At 42.1% G+C, this 16,140-nt stretch carries 10 protein-coding genes; all 10 read left to right on the top strand.

Features of this window, described 5'->3' with window-relative positions; all coding sequences use genetic code 11:
* Positions 1–5 precede the first annotated feature (5 nt).
* The 10 genes from G587_RS0106630 (at position 6) to G587_RS0106585 (ending at position 16,124) form a co-directional block, all read left to right on the top strand.
* Positions 6–1,853, top strand: a complete 1,848-nt coding sequence (locus G587_RS0106630; RefSeq protein WP_155829445.1) for a hypothetical protein — start codon at positions 6–8, stop codon at positions 1,851–1,853.
* A gap of 13 nt (positions 1,854–1,866) precedes the next feature.
* Complete coding sequence (locus tag G587_RS21690) at positions 1,867–2,400, top strand: GNAT family N-acetyltransferase (RefSeq protein ID WP_051200832.1); 534 nt, start codon at positions 1,867–1,869, stop codon at positions 2,398–2,400.
* Between the two features lie 19 nt (positions 2,401–2,419).
* A complete protein-coding gene (locus G587_RS0106620; protein WP_026491590.1) occupies positions 2,420–3,370 on the top strand; it encodes a glycosyltransferase family 2 protein in 951 nt (316 codons plus the stop codon).
* Positions 3,351–5,024 carry a DUF6020 family protein gene (locus G587_RS0106615; RefSeq protein WP_026491589.1) on the top strand — a complete coding sequence of 558 codons (1,674 nt, stop codon included), beginning with the start codon at positions 3,351–3,353 and terminating at the stop codon, positions 5,022–5,024. Before G587_RS0106620 ends, G587_RS0106615 begins: the two co-directional genes overlap by 20 nt.
* Positions 5,021–7,705 carry an O-antigen ligase family protein gene (locus G587_RS0106610; RefSeq protein ID WP_026491588.1) on the top strand — a complete coding sequence of 895 codons (2,685 nt, stop codon included), beginning with the start codon at positions 5,021–5,023 and terminating at the stop codon, positions 7,703–7,705. The genes G587_RS0106615 and G587_RS0106610 overlap by 4 nt, the downstream gene beginning before the upstream one ends.
* 59 nt (positions 7,706–7,764) lie before the next feature.
* Positions 7,765–9,708 (top strand): polysaccharide biosynthesis protein, encoded by a 1,944-nt coding sequence (locus G587_RS0106605; protein ID WP_026491587.1) that lies wholly within the window; start codon positions 7,765–7,767, stop codon positions 9,706–9,708.
* Between the two features lie 4 nt (positions 9,709–9,712).
* Complete coding sequence (locus G587_RS0106600; protein WP_026491586.1) at positions 9,713–10,996, top strand: DegT/DnrJ/EryC1/StrS family aminotransferase; 1,284 nt, start codon at positions 9,713–9,715, stop codon at positions 10,994–10,996.
* A 20-nt stretch (positions 10,997–11,016) separates the two neighbouring features.
* Positions 11,017–12,579 (top strand): WecB/TagA/CpsF family glycosyltransferase, encoded by a 1,563-nt coding sequence (locus tag G587_RS25040; protein ID WP_081679360.1) that lies wholly within the window; start codon positions 11,017–11,019, stop codon positions 12,577–12,579.
* 374 nt (positions 12,580–12,953) lie between these two features.
* Complete coding sequence (locus G587_RS0106590) at positions 12,954–13,514, top strand: hypothetical protein (protein WP_026664267.1); 561 nt, start codon at positions 12,954–12,956, stop codon at positions 13,512–13,514.
* Between the two features lie 153 nt (positions 13,515–13,667).
* A complete protein-coding gene (locus G587_RS0106585; protein WP_051200830.1) occupies positions 13,668–16,124 on the top strand; it encodes an ABC transporter substrate-binding protein in 2,457 nt (818 codons plus the stop codon).
* Positions 16,125–16,140 lie beyond the last annotated feature (16 nt).

Below are 16,140 nucleotides of genomic sequence, written 5' to 3'. Positions count from 1 at the left end.
CTGACATGGAAAATAATAGAAAATCCCTATCATACAATTCTATAATTACAGGTCTCATGACTGCTGCTTATGCGGTGATCATGGGACTTTTGTACGCTTATTACTATGATCTCAACGATGATGTTCTAATGAAGGATATACTTTCCGGAGTATTTACCGGAAGTCCTGAGGGTCATAATATTCAGATGCTCTATCCTATAAGCTTCGTGATAAGTCTGCTATACAGAGTCTATGGGAAAACTGACTGCTATGGACTTTACCTTATTTTGTGTCAGTATATAAGCCTTTTTATAGTCAGCAGCTTCTCATCAGGGGTGATTGCGGAAGCAGTGCTTATGAGGCTTAAGAAAAAGAGCTTTAAAGGCAAGGAGCTTCTTGTAAGAATTGCTTCTGCGCTTATCGTGTTTATTGTGATCACGGCTCTTGTTCCGGGACATCTGCTTATAGTGCAGTATACCTTTACGGTGGCTATGCTGTGCGCTGCAGCTGCAGTTCTTATTTTTGAGAAAAGGGATGCGGCAGCAGTTGTTCTGATCATCCTGGCGTTCATGACAAGGTCAGAGATGACGTTTTTGATGCTACCCTTTGTGTCTCTTGTAATTTTTTACAGGCTTATAGATGAGAGAAGGATTAAGCGCGAGCTTACGGTAGCAGCGTTTATCCTGGCAGGACTTCTTGCTTCCGAGGGGCTTCATTTTGTAGGTTATTCCTCTCCTGAATGGAAGGAGTTCACTTCGTTTTTTAACAGTAGAACTGATATTTACGATTTTTATCAGATACCGGATTATGAAGAAAACAAAGAGTTCTATGATTCCATTGATTTAAAGAAGAGTGAATATGAGCTTCTTGTTAATTACAATTTTGGACTGGATGATGCTATTGATGCTGGAAAGATGGCGCAGATAGCTGCTTATTCAAAGAGCATATGGCAGGGAGAGGGCCTTGTAGCAGGAATTAAGAGAGCGCTTCCTTTGTATTTATACAGGCTTAGAGCTGTCGGAACTCCGCAGAGCTATGAGTATCCTATGACAGATGCACCCTGGAATATTTTTGTGGGGCTTATGTATCTTACAGCCCTGGTTATCATGCTTGTAAGCTATGCTGATGAAAAGAACCTTGGCTTACGCATCTGGAATTCTGTGTGGAAGCTGATACTGCTTTTTGCAGGCAGATCTTTATTATGGATGTACATAATGGTACGGGGAAGGGATCCCATAAGGATAACCCATTCACTGTATTTTATAGAGCTGACATTGCTAACGCTTATTGCAGGGGAGAGGCTCCTTCACCTTGTAGAAAAAGCAGCTGTTAAAAGTAATGAAAAAGAGGATTATCCGTATATTCCGGCACATGCTTTTTCAGGCTTCTGTCTTGTGCTGGTTGTTGCTGCTTGTGTTGTTTATATACCTGCTCAGCTTTCTGTTTTGAGAGCTGAGTGTGACGGCAGGGGAGAATATAATAAGGCCTACGAAGAGCTTGATAAATATTTTAAGAATAACTCGGACAAGCTTTACCTTATTGATGTTTACACATCCGTATCCTATGAGGATAATGGATACACATATTCTCAGAAGATGCTGACGAATGTGGATAACAGCCTTTCTAACTGTGTGATGATGGGCGGCTGGGCATCCAAAAGTCCTGCGGAGAAGGATAAGCTTCATAATCTTGGTTATGACGAAAGCATGGAGGATATAACTCTTGGTGACAACGTATTTGTAGTTACCGATAAGGACATGGATATGGAGTGGCTTAAGAACTACTATCTTGATAAAGAAAAATCCGTAGCCGTTACCAGAGAGGATGATGTGGCAGGAGAGTTTGTTATCTGGAAGGTAAAACCTGCAGAGTAAGAAAAGAGATATTATGACAGATATAATCGGTAAAAAGGTGATTCTGAGGGATATAACCTACGAGGATACTCCACTTATCGTAAAATGGAGAAATAACCCCAGAGTCAGAAATAATTTCATATATAGAGAGACCTTCACGGAAGAGATACACAATGGATGGATGAAGAACAAGGTGGAAACAGGAGAGGTCTGCCAGCTTGTTATTCTTGAAAAGGCAGATGAAGATGCCGCAAAAAGTACAAGACCTGTAGGAAGTGTATATCTTCGTGATATTGATTTGGAGAAAAAAACTGCCGAGTATGGTATTTTTATTGGTGAGGACGACGCCACAGGTAAGGGCTATGGGAATGAAGCGGCAGAGCTTATGTGCGATTATGCAGCTAAGGGGCTTGGTTTAAAAAGGCTTATTCTCCGCGTATTTTCATCAAACGAAGCTGCCCGCAAAAGCTATGAGCATGCAGGCTTTGTAAAGACAGAAGATATGCCCGCCGTTCAGTGCTCTGACGGAGCCCTTGGCGATATGATACTGATGGAAAAGATACTGTGAAATGGTGTAGAATAACTTTATGCGAAATAAATTAGTAAGTTTTGTGATTCCCTGCTATCGCTCGGAACAGACAATTGAAAATGTAATAAATGAGATCGAAGGCGCAATGGACATGCTTGTCCTTTACAGCTATGAGATTATCCTTGTAAATGATTGTTCACCTGATAATACCTGGGATAAGATCTGCCAGCTTGTTAAGGAGCATGATGAGATACGAGGCTATAATCTTGCAAAGAACTTCGGACAGCACGCTGCCATAATGGCCGGCCTTAATGCATCAAAGGGCGAGATCGTTGTATGTCTTGATGATGACGGGCAGACTCCTGCTGACGAGGTTGGTAAGCTCTTGTATCAGATAGAGATGGGAGCAGATGTTGCGTATGCAAGATACTCTCAGAAAAAGCACAACCTTTTCAGGAATTTCGGAACAGCAATGAATGAGTGGATGGCTCACGTAATGCTGGGAAAACCTAAGGACCTTCATGTTTCCAGCTATTTTGCTGCAAGAAGATTTGTGGTTGATGAGATGCTTAAGTACAAGAGCTCATATCCGTATGTTATAGGTCTTGTCCTTAGAACTACCAGAAATATTGTCAATGTGGATGTCACTCACAGAGCAAGGGAGGTAGGAACCAGCGGTTATACCTTCTCCAAGCTTATGGCACTTTGGATAAACGGATTTACTGCATTTAGCATTAAGCCGCTGAGACTTGGAACGCTGATGGGAGGAATATTCGCCTGCATCGGTTTCCTCTACGGTATTTATACTGTGATCAAAAAGATCATGTATCCGGAGCTTCCGGCGGTGGGCTTTTCGGCACTTATGTCTGCTGTAACCTTCATGGGCGGAATGCTGATGCTGATGGTAGGCATGGTGGGTGAGTACATCGGAAGAATTTACATTTCACAGAATAATAATCCGCAGTATGTTATCCGTGATGAGGTTAAACATGAGGAATCAAAAGAGTAAGAATAAGACCTGGCTGATGCCGGTCTTATTTGGCGTATGCATGTCCCTTGGGATAGTGTGGGGCTACCAGCTTGAAAGCTCGGATCACATAGATATCGGCAACGTAAAAATGCTTCTTTTGTTTTGGGGGCTTTCTGTTTTCATAACCCTTGCTGTGAGATACAGCTGGAATAAGCTTCTTTTGAGAAGTCGAAAAGAGAAGCAGGGAATAACCTTTGTTTCAGGGAGAACCGGCAAAGGTCAGGAGCTGAAAAAGGGCTATACAAGTGATGAGTTCTTTAAGGTATGGATGATAATTGCGGCTCTGAACTTCGTGGTTTTGTTGGGAGTTTATCCGGGTTTTTTCGTGTATGATGCCCAGACCGAAGTAATAGAGGTACTCTCAAGGAGCTTTAATACACATCATCCCCTTTTACATGTGCTTCTTCTTGGAGGGAGCGTTGCCTTCTTCCATAAGTTTACGGGAAGCTATAATGCCGGAATCTTTTTCTATATTTTAATGCAGATGCTGGTTATGACATGGATTTTCACCTATGTGATCAGCTATCTGAAAAAACACGGCGCAGGAAAAAAATACAGGGCATTCACGGCTGCATTTTTCGGAGTGTTCCCGACCATTGTCATGTATACGCTGTGCTCCTGTAAGGATGGCTTCTTTTCAGCATTTTTGATATTATCCGTCATTCTCATGCTGGAGTGGGAAGAGACAGAGGGCAGAGGCCTCAAGAGAAGAAAAGCCTGGCAGATAATCATAAGTGCAGTTCTTATGATGCTCTTTAGACATAACGGCTTTTATGCATATCTGGTATTTGCAGTGATTGTCATTGTGGCTGCCAAATTTGTAAAGGAAAAGGACAGGTACCACAGAGTGACATTCCTCATAGCGCCTGTCATAATATATTTTTGTATAAACACTATAATTGGTGCGGCTCTTTCTGCAGAGACAGGAGAGCATCAGGAAATGCTGACTGTGCCTATCCAGCAGCTTGCAAGAGTTTACTATTACGATAAGGACAGCTTTACTGAGGAAGAAAAGGAAGTGCTGTATACATACCTGAGTGAAGAGGCACTGCCCCATTACACACCCAGGATATCGGATATACTAAAGATGTATTTCGACAATGCTGCCTATGAAAAGGATAGCAGGTCATTTTGGAGGCTGTGGCTGGGGAAAGGTCTGCAGAACCCAATGAGCTATTTGAACGGATGGTTTTTAACATCCTATGGATATTGGTATCCGGGGGCAGTTATCAACGTATATCAGGGGAATACGGTATTTACATTTACATACACTGACAGCTCATATTTTGGTTATGAGGTTGAGCTTCCGGGCGAGAGGAAAAGTCTTATTCCATTTATTGATGCCTTTTACAGGAAGCTTTCAATAGAGAAATTCCAGCAGAATATTCCGGTGGTTTCACTTTTGTTTTCACCGGCTGCATATTTCTGGCTTTTTATTTATCTGCTGATGACAGCAGGAGTTATAAGAAGAAAACTGGGAATGTATCCGTGGCTTCTGGTACTTCTTGTTTGGCTTACTATCCTGCTTGGGCCTACATACCTGGTCAGATATACAATATATTTGTGGTATAGTGTTCCGGTTTTGGTGTATACTGTTTTACTGCATAATCACTATGCGGTGGAGGATTTATGAGAAGAAAAGTTATTTACAGAAGTGTGGCTATAAGAGCAGTGATACTTATTTTTGCTGCTCTGTTTATACTGTCTGTTTTTCCTTTTAGAATCTGGCAGAGAACAATTACTGAAAATGGTGGCGGCGAGATCATTCAGACCTCGGAAAGAGTTAACGACTACCATGATGTGGTTCAGAAGTTTATAGCTCAGTATGACAGACTTGAGTCCATAGATATTTATGTAGAAGAGATAGAGCTCGGTAATTATATGAGCATGGTTTTCTACAATGAAAATATGGAAGAAATATACCAGAGAGGTGTGTATCTGAGAGACGCAGAGCTTCCTGGATATGTTCATGTAAGAGTGGGCCTTGATCTGAATGTAGGTGAGACCTACACCATGATCTTAAACGGTGCTTTTTCAACCTTCTATGTAGCTTATGAGCATGCAGGGGAGGATACTTCACCCTACTTTGTGTCATTTGCTTATCATGACACAACTGTTCAGGGGCTTCAGCTTGCTGCAAACTACAATTACAGACAACCTCTGACAAAGGGAATGTCACTTCTTATAATTGCAGGTATCATGGCGATCGCTGCAATACTTATCCTTCTTGAAAGAATGATCTTTAGAGATAAAAAGGATGAGCTTATTACTATCCATCGTGTTGTAAGAGTGGTTGGTAATCCCATAGCTGCAATTTCCATGATCGTGCTCATGGTTCTTATCTATCCCGTAAAGTATTTTGACAGCAGACCCATAGAGAATGCTTTTCTTGAGCTTGGAGTTTTGATAACATATGTCCTTGTGTTCTATGCGATCAACCATGAGAGTGATGCTACTCTTGATGAAAAGCTCTGGCATAACGTAAAGCACTTTGCACAGATGGGAATTATTGCTGCGGCAATCTGGTTCTGTTGTGAATATATGAATGCGCTTTTTACGATATATCAGACCCTTGCAGAGCGTAAGGAGATGATATGCCTTCTTCTGTTATTATGCTTTGCACTTCCGCTTGAGCGAGTACGCAGCATAAGAAATGCAGTATATGCGATTGTTGCTGCTGTAGCAGGAATATGTTACAGATCAGCGCACCTGATGCCTGAGACAGAGAAAGAATACGATCTTCACAATGCTGCTATGACCTATGGAGTTATCATTGCTGTACTGGCAGGGTTCCTTATCTTTAATATTGCTGCGGATATTTATGGCAGGATTAAGGAAGAAGGCGGTCGTAAGCTGTCAGGAGTTAAGGTGAGCGCTTTTGGAGTGCTTTTCGTAGTATTTCTTGTGGTCCTGGTGGTGTTCAGAAATACCAGATGGTGGGGAGTTGCAATAGCAGCCTTTGTCATCGGTCTTATGTTTTGCTATAAGCTATATGGATTTAAAGAGTATCCGGAGCTTGTAGTTGGCGGACTTTTGCTGAACTTTGTAGTTTCTATGATATACTGCTGGATGCACAGAAGCTTTGCGGCTTTTAACACAGGAAGATATGCATTCGTTTTTCATACAGTAACAATTACTGCCGAGTACATGACAGTGATGGAGTGCGCTGCGGCTGTACTTCTACTATATAAGATATACACTACAAGAGAGCTTACTTCTTTCAGAGATCGCTTTAGATATCTCTGGAAAGAGTTTATTCTTTTTGGATTTGTATCCGCTTACATGATCTTCACTATTTCAAGAACATCCTATCTTGCATGTGTGGTTATGATCATGTGTATGCTGGCGCTTATGTCAACTGATTGCAAAAAGGGCAGGCTTAAGTATCTGGGGATACAGATTGGAACCATGATCCTCGCGGTTGTTCTTTGCTTCCCTTCAGCCTTTGCGCTGCAGAGAATGTTCCCTGCGATAGTTGCCCGTCCCAAGAAGTTTCTTGTTGAAACCGGGAACTTTGGTTTATACGGTGGCGGTCAGCCTGACAATCATCTTTACATGAACATTGAGAGATTCGTTGATCTTTTTGCTGAAAAGATCCTGAATGTCGACATTATGGATTACAACTATCCTGAGGATGATAAGAACTTTAACAGTGAGGGATACTCAACTGTGGGTGAGAACGGTGTTCCCCTTACAGAGGACCAGTCCAGAGCGATGGTGTACTCACTTCCTGAAATCGTTGCCTCCAAGCAGACATCACCTGAGATAAAGGAATATCTCATGGAGACAGGCGGTAATGAGCTCTTCGAGAGAAGACGACTTGAGGAAGAGGCAGCTGCTGCACAGGCTGAAGCTTTGGCTGAAGAAAGTACTGAAGCTCCGGAAGAAACAAACGAGGAGCAGGAAGATCAGACTACAGAAGATGGAATTGAGGAATTCTCAAACGGTAGAATTACGATTTTTAAATCTTATCTCCAGCAGATGAATCTTTTTGGGCATGATGAGATGGGGGCAGTTCTTCCGTCAGGAGAGATTGCGGTTCATGCTCATAACACCTACATACAGGTTATGTATGATAACGGAATTCTTAGCGGAATAGTATTTTTGCTTGTGATGGCCTTTGCATTTTTTTGCGGAGCAGCATATTACATTAAGCACAGGGATGATGTTCCCGGAGCAATACTTCCTTTTGCAATGACTGTGGGCTTTGGCGTTGCTGCTATTTCCGAATGGGTATTCCAGTTTAGTAATCCCATGACTATTGCACTTGTTTTTTCACTTATGCCAATCGCATTTAAGAAAAATAATAAATAATTATCGGTGATAATAGGCTTGGTATTATGTAAAGCTAATTTATGATAGAATAAGAAGATATGAAATCAGAGAAGAAACCTTTTAATTTTGCAAAATTTTATAGAAGAGCCGGACTTATAGTTTATGATGTGCTAAGTATCATAATTGCAAGCTATCTGGCGCTCCTTATGAGATACGAGTTCAACATTGATCTTGTGCCCTATGAATTCATGGATCCGGTTACGGACTTTTTGGCTATCAATGTTGTTGTATCTTTGGCATATTTTTATCTGTTCAGACTTTATAACAGTCTGTGGGCGTATGCCGGAGAGACAGAGCTTCAGAATCTGGTTATAGCCTGCGTTGCATCAGGCGTTACTAATGTGTTCGGCCTTCAGTTTTTCAAGGTGGGAAGACAGCCTGTTCCTCAGAGCTATTACTTTCTGTACACATTTATTCTGATAACGCTTATTTTCATAAGCAGATTCAGCTACAGATTTATTAGAAGCGTAAAGCACAAGACAGAGAATCGTAAAAACACTACCTCTGTAATGGTGATCGGTGCCGGTGAGTCTGGTAACATCATCATTAAGGAGATCGTGAACAGTAATTTCTCTACAATGGTCATCAGCTGTATCATCGATGATGACAGAAGTAAGTGGGGACATTATATCCAGGGTATCAGAGTAGTGGGCGGACGCGACAAGATCCTTGAGTGTGCCGATCTCTATGATATCGATGAGATTATCGTTGCAATTCCTTCACTTTCAAGAAGTGAGATGAAGAAGCTCCTTGATCTCTGTAAGGAGACTAACTGTAAGCTTCGTTCACTTCCGGGTGTTTATCAGCTGGTTAATGGTGAAGTAAATGTAAGTAAGCTCCGTGAGGTCGAGGTAGAGGACCTTCTCGGAAGAGATCCTATCGCGGTTGACCTTAATCAGATCGCTGGCTATGTAAGTGGCAAAACTGTTCTTGTTACAGGTGGTGGCGGTTCAATCGGTTCCGAGCTTTCAAGACAGATTGCAAACCATAAGCCCGGAAAGCTGATCATCGTAGATATCTATGAGAACAATGCCTATGATATTCAGCAGGAGCTTAAGAGGGATCATCCCGAGCTTGATCTCGAAGTTCTTATTGCTTCTGTAAGAAATACAAACAGAATCAACAAGATCTTTGAGCAGTACAGACCTGAGATTGTTTATCATGCAGCTGCACATAAGCATGTTCCGCTTATGGAGGACAGTCCGAACGAAGCAATCAAGAATAACGTATTTGGTACCTTCAAGACAGCTATGGCAGCAGCTATGAACGGCTGTCAGAAATTCGTTATGATCTCCACAGATAAGGCTGTTAATCCCACTAACATCATGGGTGCAAGTAAGCGAATCTGTGAGATGATAGTTCAGACCTTTAATAAGCACTATGATACAGAGTTTGTTGCAGTAAGATTCGGTAATGTTCTCGGTTCAAACGGATCAGTTATTCCGCTTTTCAAGAAGCAGATAGCTGCCGGCGGACCTGTTACGGTAACAGACCCTAATATCATCAGATACTTCATGACTATACCTGAGGCAGTGAGCCTCGTTATGCAGGCAGGCGCTTATGCTAAGGGAGGAGAGATATTCGTCCTTGATATGGGTGAGCCTGTGAGAATCCTTGATCTTGCTGAGAACCTTATCAAGCTTTCAGGCTACAAGGTTGGCGAGGATATCAAGATTGAGTTTACAGGTCTTCGTCCCGGAGAGAAGCTCTACGAAGAGATGCTTATGGACGAGGAAGGAATGCAGGATACTGCTAACAGAATGATTCATATCGGTAAGCCTATCGATATGGACGATATGAAGTTCTTTTCACAGCTTGAGGAGCTCAATGGGGCTTCAAAGGCTGAGCACGCAGATGAGATAAGAGAGATAGTCCAGAAGATTGTTACAACATATCATCCGGAGGATAATGCGGATTCGCATTCAATCGAGCACCAGAGAGCGCTTGAGCGTGCAGCAGAGCTTATAAACGAGACGGAGTAATATTATGGACAGTAGATTTGACGGAATTAAGAGATTTGAGAAAAAGGTGTGGCTTGCGTCTCCTACCATGCATGGTGATGAGCTTAAGTGGGTAACGGATGCCATTGAGAAAAACTGGGTTTCCACAGTTGGTGAGAATATAAATGAATCTGAAAAGCTTGTTCAGGAAAAGATCGGAAGAAAATTTGCTGTAGGCTTAAGCTCAGGAACAGCAGCACTTCACCTTGCAATCAGACTTGCAGGTGAGAAGCTGTATGGACCTCAGCCCGCTAATGTCGGAACCTTATTAGGTAAAAAAGTATTTTGTTCCGATATGACTTTTGATGCCACAGTGAATCCCATAGCCTATGAGGGTGGTGAAGCAGTATTTATTGATACTGAAACGGATAGCTGGAATATGAGCCCGGAAGCACTTAAGAAGGCTTTTGAGATTTATCCTGATGTTAAGCTTATTGTGGTTGCTTATCTTTACGGAACTCCCGGTAAAATTGATGAAATTAGGAAAATAGCGGACGAGCACGGCGCCCTTATTGTTGAGGATGCAGCCGAGTCCTTTGGCGCATCATACAAAGGCGTACAGACCGGTAAGTTCGGTGATTACAGTATTATATCCTTCAATGGAAACAAGATAATAACAGGAAGTTCAGGTGGAATGTTTGTTACTGATTCCGAGGAGGATTGCCATAAGGTACGTAAGCTCAGCACCCAGGCCAGAGAGAATGCGCCCTGGTATCAGCATGAGGAGCTTGGCTATAACTACCGTATGTCCAACATCGTTGCAGGTGTTGTGAGAGGTCAGATGCCTTATCTCGAGGAGCATATCGCTAGTAAGAAGAGAATTTACGAAAGATATAAGGAAGGACTTAAGGATCTTCCTGTTTCAATGAATCCTATTCCGGATGACACAGAGCCTAATTACTGGCTTAGCTGCATTGTGATCGATAAGGATGCTATGTGTCCTCATGTAAGATCAGAAAAAGAGGTTTTGTATAAGAGCGAGCCCGGAAAGAGCTGCCCCACAGAGATACTTGATGTTTTGGCAAGCTTCAATGCTGAGGGAAGACCTATCTGGAAGCCCATGCACATGCAGCCTATGTACAGAAATAATATTTTTGTTACTACCGAGGGAATTCTTCGCGGTAGAAGCAATGCTTATATCGATGAGGGTGTAGCAGCAGATGTCAGTGCTGACATTTTTGAGAGAGGTTTATGTCTTCCTTCCGATAATAAGATGACCGAAGAAGAGCAGGATATCATTATTGATATCATTCACAGATGCTTTAAATAAAGAAGTGAGGGATTTTTGATATGAGCCTTTCACGCTCACACAGAAGAAAAAGAATATTGCTCATAGTAGATGCGGTTTCGCTTACCCTTGCTTATGTACTGATGATAACCATCAGATTTAACTGGCACTTTAAGAAGGAGTGGATGGTACCGCTCTATTCCATGATCTTTGTTATGGAGATTCTTTTTGCCACACTTGTAAATGTGTACAGGGGCAGAAGACTTGATTACAAGGCTATTGAGGATCTGGATCCCCTCGAGACCTTCACTGAGGTTTTCAAGAATCAGGTGATGCTGTTTGTGTTTTTGCTTGTGGTTCTGATGGCTTCCAAGAATACATACCTGGTATCCAGGCTTGCAATGGCCTATCTTGTGGTTATTAACTTTGTCCTGGTATTTGCATTCAGGCTTATCTACAGAGGAATACTTATAAAAATGGGTAATCCTGATCTTCACAGAAGAAGACTGGTTGCACTAACCTATGCCAGGGACATGGATTATGTCAGGGCAAATCTCGAAAAAGACTTAGGGCTTGAATTTGAGTTGGAAGACATTTTTCAGATTGATGATGCTTATGCTGAAGAAGCTACAAGGAATATTGACGATTATGAAGCTGTTATTAACAGAGAGCAGCTTGTAAGCAAGGTGAAGGAAACAGGCTGCAGTGATGTATTCCTGTGCATTCCTGATAAGCTTGATATTGTTGATTTTGTAAGAACAGATCTTGTCAGAAGGCTTGCCAACGAAGGAATAAACACATATTACGGACTTTCTCTTGATGGCCTCTGGGTGACAAGACATCTCATAAGAGGAATTGGTTATTTCCAGACTTCATATTATTCCGCAATGTCAAAGAGGTGCTCTGTTCTTGGTGTTAACTTTGCAGTTTCAAATGTAGAGAATGCAGTGCTTTATGTGAGAAGCCACATAAAGGAGCTGTTCGGAAAATATATTTGCTTTTGTAATGTTCATACTACGGTTGAAGCCAGCGATCATGCAGATTACATGGAGATTCAGAATGCTTCGGCGCTGACATTTCCTGACGGACAGCCGATTGTAAACAGAATTCAGAAGGCAGGATTCGTAAAGGCAGAGAGAATAGCCGGTCCTGACTTTATGGAGACAATGTTTTCATCCACCATGGATGGTAAGCTTTCTCATTTCTTCTACGGATCATCCGAGGAGACAATAGAGCTTCTTAAGGAAAAGCTTCCCAAGAGATTCCCGGGGATGGATATAAGAGGTTTTTATTCACCGCCGTACAGAGAGCTTACTCCTGAGGAAGATGACGAGGTTATTGAGATGCTAAATGCCTCCGGTGCAGACTTCATCTGGATCGGACTTGGAGCTCCCAAGCAGGAAAAATGGATGGCAGCGCATGAAGGTAAGGTTCATGGTGTCATGCTGGGAGTTGGTGCAGGATTTAATTTTTTTGCCGGAAATATCAAAAGAGCGCCTATGTGGGTTAGAAAAATAGGTATGGAATGGCTTTACAGACTCTTCCAGGATCCCAAACGTCTTCTCAAGAGATACTTGGCTTCAAATGCAAAGTTTATCTGGAGAGCTTATATAATGCGGAAATAGTGGGTTTTATTTCTGTACAGTTTCCGCTGACACGCTTTAAATCAGCAAAGTGTCCGCGACAGAAAGACAAAAGTTCGCCAGTGCTTGACTTATTTTATCATTTTGATATAATTTAATCTTGCTGGTGAGATTATTTTACTAACATACCCGACTAGCGAACGAAATGTCGGTATGCTATCGGTTTCATATATTGTTAATAAGATTTCGTTCGGTAGTATAATCTCGGTGTAGAAATTCAGATATTAATATTGTATACTTACATCTAGAACAACGGCGTTCCGACTTGCAAAGTGTAAGTTAGGAGCGCTTTTTTCGTATTTACAGGTTGTTTGTCGGAGATTTGATATCCGGCTTAGAATAGGATTTTAGTAGTAATGAGTATTTTGCATAATCCATACAAGGGAGATTATGATCACGCTCCCGAGATGGATAAGCGGGGGAGGTTCCGGGACAGATTCTTCTATAAAGGGGATATCTATGTTCTTCCTTTTGGCGAAACAGAGAAAAAGAAGACGTATCTTCCATGTGTAGTATATGGAATATTGATGTTTGCGGCTCTTGTTGTACAGGGGTTGCTTAATCAGACATCTTCACGAACAATTTGGGTGGTGCTCCCTTATTTTTTTCAGTTTTTGCCGGTGCTTTTCTTTTTTATTGGAATAGTTGAATATTTGGGTGCGACTCCAAGGATGACGAGAAGGCAATATGATAAGGGTGTGGGACGAATGCATTTTTGTGGTGTTGCAGTTATAGTTCTTGCGGCAATAAGCGCCTTATGTGAAGTAATCTATCTGATTTTAAGAAGAGGCCAGTATGATGTTCGCCTTGAGCTCATTTATCTGGCGCTTCACTTACCGGTGATTATAATAGCTTGTCTTTTTGCGAGATATTATAATAAATACTTTTCAGGAATTTCAGTTGAATCCGGTAAATGATTTCTATAACAATTACTTATGGTTGCTTATAGATTATATATATTAGAAGGTTTAATTAAATAACTATATACTTTCAATCGTGATTTCGGTGACAACCACCAAGGTGGATGTACATAAATATTTGGGGAAGAGAACCCCAGAACGGAGGGCAATATGAAAAAGTTAGGCAAATTTCTGGCATTAGGACTTGCCGGAACAATGGTTGTTTCAGCTGTTGGCTGCGGTGGCAATGCTAACAATGGCGGCGACACTAACACAACAACAACCGAATCTGCAGATACAGCTGAGGCTACTGCAGACGCTTCTACTGAGGAGAGCAGCGATGCTGCTGAGGCAGAGTCAACAGAGGAAGCAGGAGACGCTGCACAGAGCACAGGAAGCGGAGCACCGCTCGTAATTGGAGAGTCTGAATTCTCTGAGAAGTTCAGTCCTTTCTTTGCAAATTCAGTATATGATAACAATGTTTCACAGATGACAACTCTTCCTTTACTTACAGTTGACCGTTTAGGTGAGATGATACTTAATGGTATCGAAGGTGAGACAAAGGAATACAATGGTCAGTCCTATGAGTACAAGGGACCCGCAAACTGCGTGATCACAGAGAACGAAGATGGTACAGTTGATTATGCATTTGAGCTTCGTGATGATATCAAGTTCTCTGATGGTGAGCCTCTTACTATCGATGATGTTATTTTCTCAATGTATGTAGTTGCTGATCCTTCTTATGATGGAGCTGCTACATTCAGTGCACTTCCTATTACAGGTATGGAAGACTACAGAAAAGGTTCTGATACACTCTTCAACCTTCTTGTTAAGGCTGGTGAGGACAACACAGACTTCACATACTTCACAGAAGATCAGCAGAAGAAGTTCTGGGAGACAGATTTCCCTGCAGCTAAGGAACAGTTCATCAATGATATCGCAGATTACTGCACAGCAAACGGTGCTGTATCTGATGATGAAGATATTGCCAAGGATCCTATTGCCAATGCAATGGCAAACTGGGGCTATGGTACAGTAGAAGGCGGCGTTCTTACAGCTCCTTCAGGTGCTACATTCGATGTTAAGGGTGGCACAGCTCCTACAGTAGATGATTTCTGGAATGAAATCGTTGCAGCTTATGACGGAGACGTTATGGCAGCTACTGACAAGGAGAAGGCTGGCGACGGCATCCTTGATATGCTTTCAGATGATTACAAGAACTCAATTGAGACAGGTGATTCAGCTCCTTCAATCACAGGTATCGAGAAGACAGGCGACTACTCAATGGTTGTTCACATGGACAAGCTTGATGCAACAGCTATCTACTCACTTCCTGTTGAGATTGCACCTCTTCACTACTATGGTGACAAGGCTGAATACGATTATGATAATAATAAGTTCGGATTCACAAAGGGTGATCTTTCAACTGTAAGAGCTAAGACAACACAGCCTCTTGGCGCCGGTCCTTATGTATTCGACAAGTTTGAGAACAAGATTGTTTACTTCACAGCTAACGAGAACTACTATCTTGGCGCTCCTGTAATCAAGGAAGTTCAGATGAAGGTTACTCAGCAGTCTGATGCTGAGCCTGCTATCGTTCAGGGTACACTTGATGTTGCTGAGCCTTCAGCTAACAAGTCAACTCTTGAGCAGATCGCCGGTGATAACTCAAACGGCGAGCTTACAGGTGACAAGATTTCTACTTCACTTGTAGACAACAATGGTTATGGTTACATTGGTATGAACTCACAGAACGTTAAGGTTGGTTCTGATGCAGGAAGTGAAGAGTCTAAGGCACTTCGTAAGGCTATCGCAACTGTTCTTGCTGTTCACAGAGACGTAGTTGTTGATTCTTACTATGGCGATGCAGCTAACGTAATCAACTATCCTATTTCTAACACATCATGGGCAGCACCTCAGGCATCTGATCCTGATTATAAGGTTGCTTTCTCAACAGATGTTGACGGAAATCCTATCTATACAGACGGCATGAGCGAAGATGAGAAGTATGATGCAGCTCTTCAGGCAGCACTTGGATTCTTCGAGAAGGCTGGTTACACAGTAACAGATGGTAAGCTTACAGCAGCTCCTGAAGGTGCTAAGCTTTCATACGAGGCTATGATTCCTGCTGATGGTAAGGGTGATCACCCTTCATTCGGTATCCTTACAGCAGCTAAGGAAGACCTTGCAAAGATTGGCTTTGATCTTATCATCAATGACCTTTCAGATTCTTCAGTTCTTTGGTCTGCAACAGAAGGCGGCACAGCTGAGATCTGGTGTGCAGCTTGGGGCGGATCAATGGATCCTGATATGTATCAGATCTATCACTCAGAAGGTGGTTCTGCATACATGTACAAGATTAACCAGCCTGAACTTGACGAACTTGTAGTTGAGGGTCGTTCAACAACAGATCAGGCAGTACGTAAGGCTATTTATAAGGAAGCTCTGGACTATGTTGTTGATTACGCAGTTGAGATCCCGATTTATCAGAGACAGAACTGCTCAATCTATTCTTCTGAGCGCGTAGATGTTGAAAACTCAGATATGCTTCATGACGAGACAACATACTACAACTTCTTTGCTACAACAAGTGCTCACGACGGAATTGAGAGACTTATGACTAAGTAATTCGTATTTATAAATT

Origin of the sequence: Butyrivibrio sp. XPD2002, assembly GCF_000423945.1 — a bacterium.
Taxonomy (GTDB): Bacteria; Bacillota; Clostridia; order Lachnospirales; family Lachnospiraceae; genus Butyrivibrio.
The sequence above is the reverse complement of the archived record's forward strand: the minus strand, read 5'-3'. Positions and strand labels throughout refer to the sequence as shown.

Bases quoted from the DNA above. Each gene is read 5' to 3' on its own strand.
- G587_RS0106630 (WP_155829445.1), top strand. From the start codon at position 6: ATGGAAAATAATAGAAAATCCCTATCATACAATTCTATAATTACAGGT.
- G587_RS21690 (WP_051200832.1), top strand. From the start codon at position 1,867: ATGACAGATATAATCGGTAAAAAGGTGATTCTGAGGGATATAACCTAC.
- G587_RS0106620 (WP_026491590.1), top strand. From the start codon at position 2,420: ATGCGAAATAAATTAGTAAGTTTTGTGATTCCCTGCTATCGCTCGGAA.
- G587_RS0106615 (WP_026491589.1), top strand. From the start codon at position 3,351: ATGAGGAATCAAAAGAGTAAGAATAAGACCTGGCTGATGCCGGTCTTA.
- G587_RS0106610 (WP_026491588.1), top strand. From the start codon at position 5,021: ATGAGAAGAAAAGTTATTTACAGAAGTGTGGCTATAAGAGCAGTGATA.
- G587_RS0106605 (WP_026491587.1), top strand. From the start codon at position 7,765: ATGAAATCAGAGAAGAAACCTTTTAATTTTGCAAAATTTTATAGAAGA.
- G587_RS0106600 (WP_026491586.1), top strand. From the start codon at position 9,713: ATGGACAGTAGATTTGACGGAATTAAGAGATTTGAGAAAAAGGTGTGG.
- G587_RS25040 (WP_081679360.1), top strand. From the start codon at position 11,017: ATGAGCCTTTCACGCTCACACAGAAGAAAAAGAATATTGCTCATAGTA.
- G587_RS0106590 (WP_026664267.1), top strand. From the start codon at position 12,954: ATGAGTATTTTGCATAATCCATACAAGGGAGATTATGATCACGCTCCC.
- G587_RS0106585 (WP_051200830.1), top strand. From the start codon at position 13,668: ATGAAAAAGTTAGGCAAATTTCTGGCATTAGGACTTGCCGGAACAATG.